The organism is Photorhabdus sp. HUG-39 (assembly GCF_963878365.1).
In the GTDB taxonomy this organism is placed as follows: Bacteria; Pseudomonadota; Gammaproteobacteria; order Enterobacterales; family Enterobacteriaceae; genus Photorhabdus; species Photorhabdus kayaii.
In genome coordinates, this window is the sequence record NZ_CAWNWY010000001.1 from 194,512 (window position 1) to 206,938 (window position 12,427).

Annotated in this window: 13 protein-coding genes, 1 tRNA gene and 1 pseudogene; 7 read left to right on the forward strand and 8 right to left on the reverse strand. The window is 39.7% G+C overall.

The window, feature by feature from the left end:
• Window positions 1-12: 12 nt before the first annotated feature.
• Window positions 13-954: a glyoxylate/hydroxypyruvate reductase GhrA gene (ghrA, locus tag AAC155_RS00945; RefSeq protein WP_113040662.1), complete on the reverse strand. Its 942-nt coding sequence runs from the start codon at window positions 952-954 to the stop codon at window positions 13-15.
• Window positions 955-1,281: 327 nt separating this feature from the next.
• On the opposite strand from ghrA, the gene AAC155_RS00950 reads away from it, so the two are divergent.
• Window positions 1,282-1,371 (forward strand) — tRNA-Ser (locus AAC155_RS00950).
• 196 nt (window positions 1,372-1,567) lie between these two features.
• Here AAC155_RS00950 and luxE read toward each other — a convergent pair.
• From luxE to luxC, 6 genes are all read right to left on the reverse strand, one after another.
• Complete coding sequence (luxE, locus tag AAC155_RS00955; protein WP_113040663.1) at window positions 1,568-2,680, reverse strand: long-chain-fatty-acid--protein ligase LuxE; 1,113 nt, start codon at window positions 2,678-2,680, stop codon at window positions 1,568-1,570.
• Between the two features lie 61 nt (window positions 2,681-2,741).
• A complete protein-coding gene (gene luxB / locus AAC155_RS00960) occupies window positions 2,742-3,716 on the reverse strand; it encodes a luciferase subunit beta (protein WP_113040664.1) in 975 nt (324 codons plus the stop codon).
• Between the two features lie 17 nt (window positions 3,717-3,733).
• Entirely contained in the window at window positions 3,734-4,753 is a 1,020-nt protein-coding gene (gene luxA / locus AAC155_RS00965; protein ID WP_229015742.1) for a luciferase subunit alpha, read from the reverse strand.
• Window positions 4,737-4,883, reverse strand: a complete 147-nt coding sequence (locus AAC155_RS00970) for a hypothetical protein (protein ID WP_228900233.1) — start codon at window positions 4,881-4,883, stop codon at window positions 4,737-4,739. Before AAC155_RS00970 ends, luxA begins: the two co-directional genes overlap by 17 nt.
• Before the next feature lie 90 nt (window positions 4,884-4,973).
• Entirely contained in the window at window positions 4,974-5,909 is a 936-nt protein-coding gene (locus tag AAC155_RS00975) for an acyl transferase (RefSeq protein ID WP_113040666.1), read from the reverse strand.
• A gap of 12 nt (window positions 5,910-5,921) precedes the next feature.
• Window positions 5,922-7,364: a long-chain-fatty-acyl-CoA reductase LuxC gene (luxC, locus tag AAC155_RS00980; RefSeq protein WP_113040667.1), complete on the reverse strand. Its 1,443-nt coding sequence runs from the start codon at window positions 7,362-7,364 to the stop codon at window positions 5,922-5,924.
• Window positions 7,365-7,914: 550 nt separating this feature from the next.
• Between luxC and AAC155_RS00985 the strand changes: the two are divergent.
• The 4 genes and pseudogenes from AAC155_RS00985 to AAC155_RS01000 form a co-directional block, all read left to right on the forward strand.
• Window positions 7,915-8,073: pseudogene (locus AAC155_RS00985) on the forward strand (IS630 family transposase); the annotation flags it as partial.
• A 537-nt stretch (window positions 8,074-8,610) separates the two neighbouring features.
• Window positions 8,611-8,757, forward strand: coding sequence for a hypothetical protein (locus AAC155_RS00990; RefSeq protein WP_158536458.1), 147 nt, complete (start codon window positions 8,611-8,613; stop codon window positions 8,755-8,757).
• An 8-nt stretch (window positions 8,758-8,765) separates the two neighbouring features.
• A complete protein-coding gene (locus AAC155_RS00995) occupies window positions 8,766-8,933 on the forward strand; it encodes a hypothetical protein (protein WP_158536459.1) in 168 nt (55 codons plus the stop codon).
• A gap of 39 nt (window positions 8,934-8,972) precedes the next feature.
• Entirely contained in the window at window positions 8,973-10,466 is a 1,494-nt protein-coding gene (locus AAC155_RS01000; RefSeq protein WP_392392041.1) for an MFS transporter, read from the forward strand.
• Window positions 10,467-10,717: 251 nt separating this feature from the next.
• Here the strand turns inward: AAC155_RS01000 and AAC155_RS01005 are convergent, their stop codons facing one another.
• Window positions 10,718-10,921 carry a hypothetical protein gene (locus tag AAC155_RS01005; protein WP_146748033.1) on the reverse strand — a complete coding sequence of 68 codons (204 nt, stop codon included), beginning with the start codon at window positions 10,919-10,921 and terminating at the stop codon, window positions 10,718-10,720.
• A 244-nt stretch (window positions 10,922-11,165) separates the two neighbouring features.
• Here AAC155_RS01005 and AAC155_RS01010 point away from each other — a divergent pair, with 244 nt between their 5' ends.
• Together AAC155_RS01010 and AAC155_RS24355 are read left to right on the forward strand one after the other, a co-directional pair.
• Entirely contained in the window at window positions 11,166-12,068 is a 903-nt protein-coding gene (locus tag AAC155_RS01010) for a condensation domain-containing protein (protein WP_158536460.1), read from the forward strand.
• Between the two features lie 111 nt (window positions 12,069-12,179).
• A complete protein-coding gene (locus AAC155_RS24355; protein ID WP_113040670.1) occupies window positions 12,180-12,377 on the forward strand; it encodes an acyl carrier protein in 198 nt (65 codons plus the stop codon).
• Window positions 12,378-12,427: the final 50 nt, after the last annotated feature.

The window sequence follows — 12,427 nt, forward strand, 5'->3', positions numbered from 1 at the left end:
AAAGAGACGTTATTAATATCCTAGTTTTATATCCACAACGCCGGTTGATAATTCCCCTTTTTCAATTCGTCGAATATTTTCACTAATCGTATCCATAGCAATATCGGGAATAGTAATAGCCGCAATATGTGGCGTCACCGTTATACGGGGGTGAGTCCAGAATGGGTGCATCTCTGGTAGTGGTTCCTCAACAAACACATCCAATGAAGCTCCAGCGATATAACCTTTATCAATCGCCACCAACAGATCATGTTCTATTAAATGGGCTCCTCGTGCGATATTAATCAGATATGACTTTGGTTTTAGCTGGCTAAACAGCGATAAATTCAGAATACCACGGGTTTTTGGTGTATCGGGCAGCAAATTGATAAGCACCTTGCTACCGGAGAGAAAATCGCCCAATTGATCTTCACCGTGAAAGTTACCTACATTATTAACCTGTTTTGGAGTACGGCTCCAACAACGCACAATAAAGCCCCATTCAACTAACGTCTGTGCAACACGGCTGCCCAGAACACCGGCGCCCAACACACCCACAACAAAATCCTTGCGATCATGAGGTTCGAGTTGTTTCCACATCCTCTGCCCTTGTTGCAGCTTATACTCATCCATGCGTCGCAAATAATGTAAAACCGTTGCTACCGCATACTCCTGCATTTGCAGCCCCATGCCTGCATCTTCAAGCCGCATCAGTGGCACACCGGCGGGTAACATCCCTGGTTTTTGCTGTTCCTGCTTTAAAATCGCCTCTACTCCTGCGCCTAAAATAAAAATCCCCTTCAATCCAGAGCGATTTTCCAACATCTCATAGGGGGGAGCCCAAACCATTGCATAATCCGCATGCTTATTATCGCCGCGTTTCCATTGGCGGATATTGACATTGGGCAATCGTTGCTGCATACCTTGAATCCACTGAGCAGCATCAAAAAAGGGGTGGTAAAAGATAATCTCCATGACTATTTATCCTCATCTTACATTTTCATACAGGGTTATCTGATGATTGAGTGTAGGTTGCAAGTCCCTTTGTTAATCATCATTACGAAAATTTTGAGAATGTTAAGTAGTTAACGAATTCATTTTTTTCTTATCAAAGGACTTGTACATTTTCTATTTCATCGGCATCAGGTGGATATCAATCCACCGAATTGACTCTTATTTAGCTAACCAATCAAAAAACCAAAGAAAAATATCAGAAGAGTGTTGACGCTTGTAACGCTTTTCCCTATAGTAGCGCCCCGTTGCAGCGACGATGTTAGACAAAGTTGCTGGAATGAAAAAAATGGTGAGGTGTCCGAGAGGCTGAAGGAGCACGCCTGGAAAGTGTGTATACGTGAAAACGTATCGAGGGTTCGAATCCCTCCCTCACCGCCAAATTCGAAAGAAAGCTCAGGTTAAATACCTGGGCTTTTTTCTTGTATATACCCCTGATGCAGGGAGGGTCGAGAACCCTCGACTAGGGTTCGACAAAACGGCTTGCCGTTTTGGCCCCCTTGATAACACACTGTTTTCTACCTATCTTTATTTCGGAGCTTCCTAAAGAAGCTGCCACAAAAGAGTCAAGAGAATATCAACTATTAAATGCTTGGTTTAAGCTTAAAGCACACCCTTTCTGTGTCCTCGTATTGACACGACGTAAAATTTCAACGAGCACGCCGGGATATTTACCATATTCTCTGCTAATTATCCCGACATCATCGGTAACAATAAATGCTGGGTAACTCGTTGATGACGCATCCATATAACTCATCAAACCCGGCGTTCCATCAGGTACAGGCTTCAATGTTTCAGGATCAAGTGCTCGCGCATATACCCACGGCGGAACACGTTTACGTTGCATCTCATCTTCAAAGAAACACGTGTTGAGTTCAACTTGATTAAATATATCGCGAATCTGACTAATATCACTGAGATTGAAAGTGTCGAACAAAAGATGATTAAAATCGTCGCGTTTCAGGGATTCTTTTTCGTAACTTTTCCAGCCGCCCCCCGTTATGATATACAGGCTTTTATCCCCAGAAAATAAGATATTTTTATCTTTCATATACTGGCAGAGCAAATAAATAAAGTATGGTGAACCGATAAGACAAATATCTTTACCTTGATTTTTTATTCGTTCAAGGCTATTCAATGTTTCAACAAAATCTATTCGTTCTTCCGCTACGGTAAATGTCGTGGGATATAATAACTCTACCAAGCTCATAACATATTTAAACCAAATGTTATGAGCATTAAATCTATCTGGCCCCAAGTTGACCAACTCCATTTGATGATCAAACCAACTACCAACATATTTCATGCCATAACTCACAGAGCCTAAGAGTCTCTCAATACTTAGTCTGTCACGCGCCACCTGACTTTTTAAACCACTCGTGCCACTACTGGTAAACCAACTTTCAATCTCGTTCTCCTGAGCAGTTAATAAGCGAGTAAACTTAAAAACTGATGTTGGGAATACAGGTATGTCATCAATTTCCGTAATATTGTCATCTACTTTGTGTGCCTGACAGTAGTGACGATATTCTTGACAATGTTTATAGTGATGACGAAATGCATCAAACACAAGTTTATTTCTGATTTTTTCCTGTTCATCGTAAGACCAAGCTAATGGATCGCTCGAAAAAATCAAATCATCAATTTCTGAGCTTGCGGTGATTTCTTGTTTATCAATATATGAAGTCATACCTGTTTTACCCCTCCCGATAATTTAGAGAGTATGGCAACAACGCTGCCATACTCTTTTACTACATGTGGTACTTTTTAATATTATCATTAACAATATTGATTACGTTTTTTTGGTGCATCAAGTCATTCATGGGTTCAAAGGATAGCAATACACTTTTTGCACCACACTTTTCAATTGCCAGCTTAGCCGCAGCTATACATTCCGTATAATCTCCGACAGCGTTTTCTGTGATTATCTCTTCAAGTTTATTTTCGAGATTTTCATTAGGATACCTTTCAAGAACATAATCACGGATAAATGCACGTGTCTCTTGTTTAGCTTTCTTACTATCTTCGTTATAGTTAACCAATACCATTAACTGATGATCTATCACTGATAAGTCAATGCTATATTTATCAGCAACGGCTTTATACCTTTCAGCATATTCATATCTAACATCATTGGAGTCATCCCACTTAAAGATGAGAGGAATGCCTTTTTTAGCAGCCCACTCAACAATATGATGACTGGTTGCTGTGACATATCTCCGAGGCCCTCCTTGGGTATAAGCATGGGGGTTTACAGATATTTTAGGGAAACTATAAAAATCGTTATCAGGATTACAATAGCCTGTTGTTAAAGCATCGTTAATAATTTCATAACACTCTTCAAATAGTTGCTGTTGATATTCAACAGGGCGATTAAAAAGACGCATTTCATCTTTTTTTTCACAATCACTAAACCCCAAAATAAATCTCCCTTCGCTTAATTGATCCAATAAACAAGCCTCCTCCGCTATTCGGACCGGATGATGAGTTGTAATAATGTGATTCAACGAGCCAATTTTAATTTTTTCTGTTAAACCGAGTAAAAAACCAGAAACAGTCAGAGGAGCACCGACAATACCATTACCTGAAAAATGATTTTCATACACCAAAATCTGTTCAAAATTCAACGTGTCAACATGCTCTGTTATTTCCTGCATGCGAACTATACTTTGTTCTTGAGCAGTTGTTGAATTGATGAAGTTAAGGAAGAACAATCCAAATTTCATTTCTTTTTCCTTAGCTACTATAATAGCGATCGTTGTTTTTCTTTAAGAAACGGCATGACATCAGACTGGAAGAGTTTCATGGAGGCAATAATTTCATCTACTGTTCCATTAGCTTCAAATCCACAACAGATATTTGATATTCCTGTGGCGTCAATGTCTTTTTGAATGATGTCAATGCATTCCTGCGGGGTTCCCACGGGATTGATTTCGTAACTGTAATCAATGCGGCGATTAGTATCTTTATGTCCTTTTAATACAAAGTCACGCCACTGCCCTTTATTGAAATCATAACCTCTTGTTTTGTCTGAATCATCAAAAATGGTCGTGGCATTCACATAAGAGTCATACCAATGCCCTAGAAAATTCCGACAAATCTCTTTCGCTTTATTTGAATCATGATCTACAGATGTTATATATGATAAACAATGGTCGATATTATGAATATCGTGCCCATATTCTTGAGCCACCTCGTTATAGAGCTCAAGTTGTGCTTTCTTTTCGTTAGTATTTATAATCCAACTTAATATCATTGGTAAACCAAATTGAGCGGCCCATTCAGTAGTCGAGGCTGATTCAGCAACCACATAAACAGGTGCTCCACCTTTACTATATACTGTCGGGTTTACTTTTACCTTATGGAACTTGATATGTTCATTATCAGCTTCCATATATCCCTCGGTCATTCCATTTTTTATCAACCCGTACCAGCATTCCGCTAAAGCGCGGCTGTTATTCATATCTGTGCCAAATACACGAAAGTCTTTGTTGTAAAGCCCCCGACAAATACCAAACCGAAATCGTCCTTTTGACATTTGATCCAATAAATTCACATCTTCAAGTTGGCGCACTGGATGAGCTGTGGGAAGAACAATAGCCGCAGTCCCTACATTCAATTTTTTGGTTGCACCAAGTAAATACGCAGCAGCGACATAAGGGTTACCAAGCAAACCAAACTCCGTGAAATGGTGCTCTAGTAACCATACAGTATCAAAACCACACTCCTCAGAAATACGACCTAATTTAACCAAACGTTTCATTACTTCTGTTTGAGAAAATTGGGGGGGTTGGTATGTAAGCAAAAAGTTTCCAAATTTCATAGTGAGTCCTTATATACCCGTCATCTTTCAAGTTGCCTCTTTGTTGGCTGCACTCGCTCACCCCGGTCACATAGTTATCTATGCTCCCGGGGATTCACTCCCTTGCCGTCGCGATGCATCTTGAAATCCATAGGGTATATTTCTATTTAAGTAATAGGTTTTAAGACAACGAAATTGCTTGATTTTCAATCTCAATTTTCATTCGACGTTCATTGACTGTCGCAATAGTTAGATGTTCAAATGAGGGTTCAATAATATCAATATCAATATCAATATCAATATCCAGACGATCATTATCCATCGCGATAGCGGCCTTCGTAACCGATTGATAAAAATTGCGCAGGACCACTAAGTTTTCACCCAAGTCATGAGAGCTTCCCAGCAAAGAATATATTTTGCATCGCTTACTACGAATATTTGATAACAATGTGATAACTTCATCTTGCTTTACCCAATTGTCATTATTTGCAGTAAAAGCAATAAACGGTATATCAAGATACATCATGCTATTAATTGTAGAAGTTAAATCTTCCCAGCCAAAATCAAGGCAATCTCTCGCAAAGACTTCAGCACCCAATTTATGGCCTTCAAAATCCAGATTATTCGGTAGTTCATCAATGGGTAAACTGAGATAATCAAATCCTAAAGCTCTTTCAAGCGTATATTTTAAGTTAACAACACCGACCGCGGTGATTAAAAACGAAACATTAATTTCAGATAGACTTGCATAAACTATCCGTGCAGATAAGCTTGAAGCCAAAATACCACGGTTATTTATTTTTCGTGTATTTAACCAATCAACAACGGCTAATAGACTCTGTTTTCCTATAGACATTGTAAATTCATCAATTGTCCCTGAACTCAACCCAACGTGGTGAAGTGAATCATAGCGAATCACATGAAACCCATTCTGCGATAAATATTCCGCCAAGCCAGCAAAATGATCCATCCTTCGGGCAAAGCCCGACGCAATAATAATGGTATTCTTTCTCTTTGGGCTGTTTTCTTCTGGCAGCGTTTCCCAAACATGAATTTTTTTATTTCCTTCAACACAAAGAACATGGTCGATGGTTTTATATTTGGATTTATTTTCCATTCTTTTTACCTATTATGGGACAAATACAAGGAATTTATCTTCTTCCAAGAATCGAGTCTGTTCTATTTCAACCGCAACATCCTTAGCAGTATAGTTAGATGGCCTCTCATGAGAAATATATGTCACTAATCGTTGTAACGGCCTCATTCCGTCATGAGATCCACCAACTCGAAATATGTTATTCATTCCTGCTTCTACAATCCTTTCCGCACCTCTTAATGCCAACGCATCTCGATACTTAAATGCTGATTCCCAAGGAAAAATAGATATGGTTTGCGTCTTATTTTTTTGAACATAAGGCAATATTTTCTCAATATTATCGACGTGATGAAGATACACACATCTGCCAAGTGGTTGATTAAATTCCACACCCGCATTTGACTCAATAATCATCCAACGTTGATGAATATCCACCTCTACTTTTAATCCAGCAAACAAGCTCTCTTTTTGGACTAAAGAATAGGCCGCCTTTTCATCAAAATCTTTTTTGGCGTTTGGTAATATATGCGCATATAGATTAAGTTTTTCTATCAACGCTAGCTTAAATTCTTCATAATGACTTCCCATGTAGTATATGTTTTGGGTGGAAAAACAAGCTCGCTGATCGTAAAAACAAATATCATGGGCCGCACCGGTAGCTGCTGATGTCAAGTCAACTGGGTTATCAATAATGCAAAAACTCTTCTTAGAACCAAATTTAATCACGTCAACATAAGGTGGCGCTTGTCCTACAGCCCAATTAATCGCATCTTCTCCTCCCCAAGCAACAATGACATCCGCATGTTGCATAATTTCTTTTGCGAGTGATATATCCCCTTGATGTTGCCAATATACAACAGACAAAGAGCGCGTTATCGGATGATTAGGATCTACATCGATAAAGCTTAACGCTAATGCATGAGCTGTAAAAGGATCGGTTGATGATGTTTTTATAATACACTGATTCTTGGTTAAAATTGCGCGCAATATAGACATGATCCCAGATAATGGAACATTACCTGCCAACAGATGTACAGACTTACCTTTTGGGAAAGCCTTAATATAACTCTCATCCTGAGGCAGCCACTCATCCATGATATGGCGAGAACCAAGCTCATTATTTACAACATCATAAAGGCCACCTTTAGAACATAAAATCATAGATATCCAGTTGGCCTCTAACTTGGCCATTGCTTCTGAATATCCCATATATTTTTTTAAATCACGAATGTATGTCCTGCGTCTTGAATATTCTTCATTTTTCCATCGTTGCCCTACCGTATAGAGAAAATTGACAATATTATGCAACCGTAATTTATTATTTTCATTATAATCAATAATGTTTTTTACATGAGAATTATTCAATATTGGCAGGTAAATACTATTACCACCAAAATTAATGGATTGTACTAAATCATCACTTTCGGGAAAGATTTCAACCTGACCATTAATAATGAATGAAATTTTTTTAGTCATATTTACCATCCATTTAATAGGGTAATTCCAACTTAAGTTGCTGTTTAACCATCTTATAAACTGGTTATCCTAACACTTGCTTATTTCACTTTTATGTTACGACGATAAAAATAACAAAATATCCAGAAAATAAAATTTATGATTATAAGAAACCTAAATTATAAATTTAATTATAAATAATAACACTCTGAACTTTCAGCTCAGAAGCATTAATGTAACCCGGCGCTCATAAATATAATTCCCTTTCCATTCTTAGTGTCTTTAAAATAGCAAAATAAAATTTTCATATCAACAAAATTTATTAATAAAAAATTTAAATCAGGGAAATCAAGGTCTTCTTTATGTGAGAAATATTCATGAAGATTATTAAATCGATTATTCATTCAATAAATCCTTATAATAACTTTTCAAAATAGTAGATCACTTGGAGGGAGCTTAGTCCAATTTTTGCGACCTGAACAATTGCAAAATAATCTCAAACTACTAAATGGACTGAGTTATCCCGGTCATAGCCCCATACTCTGCAATGAACGACGCCAGATGAAAAAAATTACCTGTTTATTCACCCTAATTGAATAAAATTGAACGCCTGTGGCAATCCCTGCGTGAAACAGTAACACGAAATCATTGCTGTCAGTATATGTGGCAGTTGCTCAAAAAAATGAAAATATTTTTTAATTCATTTTCCTATAGGAATAACAGAGAATAATAAAATAGGGTGTATCATAATTATAAAAAGTTATTTAGAGGGTGCAACATTAATCTTTTAATTTCTAGTTTTTTGGGTTTCATTCTTTTTCCCTTTCATGATATTTTTTATGAAAAAAATAGCGAAACGTATTAATTGAAATAATTAATGATATGAAACAGCTCGACAAAATAGTCTCCCCATTTGAGGAAATACAATCTGGTTTGAACGATTTAAGTAATCATTAAATCAACACATAACACTAACCGGCTCGAATTATGTCTATGATATCCCCAAATGAACAGCGCCTGATGCAAAAACTGTCCAGAAAAGACACTGCTTGCAGGCTTATGGCAATTCAAGTCAAAGTCTTCTGTTATCTGAATGCTGTGTACTGTAACGAGATCTGCAAAACATAAACATCAATATCACCTAAGCAACGAATTGATAAAGGGTTTCAAGATCTGATGTTATAGAATATCATCAAAATCAGATCTGAAATTGACCAATTTAACCGTAACTAGTAACTAACTTAACCAATTTAAACGTGGATCTATCATGACAAATAGAAATGTTATCTGGTTAGTAAGGCCCGTAGGTTATCAGGCCATTTTGAAACGTTGCCCTGGCTGTGAAGTAAAAAAGGCGTTTTATCCAGCCGGCACTTTTAGGGTTAATGCGCAGAAAAAAGTCTTAGATGTGTGATCTCAATCTTGACCAAAAAGCTCGCATTGTCACGTAGTCGAGTGGAGAAGCTCGTTGGGCAAGGCACTATTCAGGGGGTAACGGAAACGGAATTAAACAAAAAGTTGAAACGTGATATCACTCTTAGCGTTAACGTTAACAATTTATTGCAAGAATATGATAATTATGGCGTCTAAATGACGCCAGATTTCCTGGAGATGACATAGGCAGTAAAAATGAATGAAATGAATACGATAAAAAAATGGTGGGTGCTCACTGCTGTTTCAGTCGCGTTATCGCTGGTTGCTATCGATATGACCGTGTTATATACCGCGTTACCGAGTCTGACCCACAGTTTGGGGGCGAATACAACGGAAAAGTTATGGATAGTGAATATCTATCCTCTTGTCGTCTCTGGGCTGTTGCTAGGCGCGGGTACCTTGGGAGATCGTATCGAGCATAAACGGTTGTTTGTTTATGGTCTCATCATCTTTGGCTTCTCATCCTTGATAGCGGCCTACTCCTATTCGCCAGAAATGTTGGTGGTTTCTCGGGCATTATTAGGGGTTGGGGCGGCAATCATGATGCCTGCCACACTGTCGATTATCGCTTTGACATTCGAAGATGAAGATGAGAAATCATTTGCCATTGGGATTTGGACAGCGGTTGCTTCTGGCGGCGCGGCAATAGGTCCCCTGATTGGCGGCGTATTGCTTGAATATTTTTGGTGGGGATCAGTGTTTCTGATCAACGTTCCTCTGGTGATTTTGACACTCATTCTGTCGTGGTTGTTTGTCCCAACAGCGAAAACAGATTCGTCTCACCCGTGGGATCTTATTGGCTCATTGCAGATCATGGTTGTCTTGATAAGCTTCGCCTATGCCATCAAAGAATTTGCCAAACGGGAGCCTTCTTATATCGGAATATTGATAACTTCCACCCTGACGATAGGTTTTCTGACGTTGTTCATTCGACGGCAAAAACGCAGTGTGCATCCGTTGATTGATTTTGACCTGTTCAAAAGCCCAGCTTTCTCATCCGCGGTTATCGCCGGGCTAGTGGCTTCCGCCTGTTTGATGGGCCTTAATCTGGTGTTAAGCCAGCGTTTGCAACTGGTATTATCATTAACGCCTTTGCAATCCGGGCTCTATTTTCTGCCATTCTCATTGGGCGCGATTGTCGCAAGTCCTGTGAGTGGTTGGGTTCTTCCTCGCTTAGGGAGTGCACGCTTCCTTATAACCTCGTTGCTGATGTATGCCATTGCCATACTGGCGCTCATGGCGAGTTTTTCAGCGCCGCTACCTTTGCAGATAGTTTGCTTTTTTGCGCTCGGGACATGTCTTGGAGCAACAATGACCGCGGCATCCAGTACTATCATGCAGGCAGCACCGCCTAATCGGGCAGGAATGGCGGCGTCCGTTGAAGAGGTTTCCTATGAATTGGGCGGTGGGTTGGGCATTGCCATCATGGGCAGTATTATGTCAGTCATCTATAGCTATTTTATTGAAATTCCAGTAGATTCCCCCATCTACGATGCAGCTAAAGATGGTATTGATGGCGCGTTGACTGCGGCTAAAGGAATGGCACCGGATGCGGGGCAGGCTTTGGTAAGTCTTGCTAAGTCAGCGTTTGACGATGCTGTTTTTTCTGTGATGGGTGCTGCGTCCCTGTTTCTTCTGATGATGGCGGCGTTGGTGTGGTTCAATTTTCGCCGCTCACTCACAGAGTGATGTATCTCATGCCGTGATTCATCGTCAGTAAAATAGGTGAGCCGGATTGATTGTACTCATCGTTTCTTAATAGGAAGTTAATGGTTGAATAAGGGAGCTGCATTTTCACTGGTTCCCTGGCCTAACACACCGGCGGCTAGTTGGGTAAGTTCCTCGACCCAGTATTCTGGGCTGCCTCCTTTCTTCATCATGTAGAAGAGTTCATAAAAGCCGAAAAGTGCCAGTATGGTTAAAACAAAACGTTAACCAGATTACTTATTTGATAGTAATAATGTATTAATTATTTTGGTCCAGCTCAAATATCTGGATTGATTCGTGGAGATTTGTTTTTTTATTGCTACTTTTAAAATCGTTACTGTGTTTTTAGTATCTGAGTAAATGACGCTAATTATCATTCTATACCCGTCATCTTTCAAGTTGCCTCTTTGTTGGCTGCACTCGCTCACCCCGGTCACATAGTTATCTATGCTCCCGGGGATTCACTCCCTTGCCGCCGCGATGCATCTTGAAATCCATAGGGTATATGCAGGGTATCCGGGCTATCAATTCCCGTTTTTTTACTTTGCATGCTCGCTTTCTCTGGTAGTTAAAAGTAAACGTTGTGTTATCCCACTAGTTTATATACAGAAAAATACGGAGTCTACACAACGTCTTAATTTCGTTTCTGCCCGCAGGGCTTGCAATGGAAAGGTGAATATTATGCGTGTTCAATTAGGGCAATTATATGATTTGCGATATTCGCTGAAAGTTGATCAATTATGTGTCGGTGAAGTATTAATGCCCTTGGAACGATTGGAACCGGCACACCTTAAGGTAGCAATTGAATATCTATTAAATAAGTATTCTGTCCTGAGAGCACGGTTTGTCGGTAGCGGGATGGATATGAAGATGGATTTCGTGCCGCCTAGTAGTGAATTATTGCATCAAACTTTTGAAGTCAGAGAGCAAACCGATAGTCCATGTGATCGCCGGCGCTTAATAACAAACTACATTGCTGAGGTTAGAGCTGCCATGAATTTGGCAAATCCGCCGTTATTGCGTTACTGCCTGTTTAATGGAAATTGTGCACATGATCAAAGATTAGTATTGATATTCAATCACCTAGTTTGTGATGGTATTTCCAGTAGGATCTTATGGCGAGATCTTTCAAAGGCATACCGAATATCAGTGAGTGGTCAGCCACTTGCACTTGAGAATGCCACAAATTATGAGCAATTTTGTGCTGAGTTGTATGATCGACATCGGAAAATCGTAAAAGCTGTTATCCCTGATGGTGAACAACAAGTTGAACAACCTACCTTGAATATTCTCGGTGGGCGGAGTGTTGCGTCACTACCCATTAGCCGATTGTCTGAGACCGTCACAGAAGTCAAGCAGCTTGATGGCGACGCCTTAAATAGGATACGCCTTTTGGCCAAACGCCATCGTGTCAGTGTTGCAGATTTGTTGTTAGGTGGTTGGTTAAAGGCGCTAGCGGCTGTTTTTAGGAAAGGTAGCCTGAATATGCTGTTGTGGGTCAGTCCTCATTTTGTGGGATATTGGGAAACCGGATCAAGATGCGCAAGAGATACCATTGAGCATGGATATAGAGATCTATGCTGATACGATGGAGGTCACTATTTCTTCCAGACCAGATTGCCATCTACAGATTTTACCACCTCGTTTAATGGATCTTTGGTTAGACATAATTGGAGAACTTGGAATTGAACAGCCATTTGGCATGGTGTACTGCGCTGCCCTGTTGATCATGAATCGAACTTTTTCGATTTAGGGGGAGATTCACTGGTCGGGGCGGAGTTGGTGAGACAGGTTAATGCTCATTTTAATGTTGCGGTATCTATGGTTGATCTTTTCGAATCGAGCACCGTGGTGTCTCTTTCTATGCAAGTAGAGAAAAAACGATGCAAATAGAAAAAAGCACAATCAAGGTGATGTACTCTAGCGCGGATCAGCAAGACCAA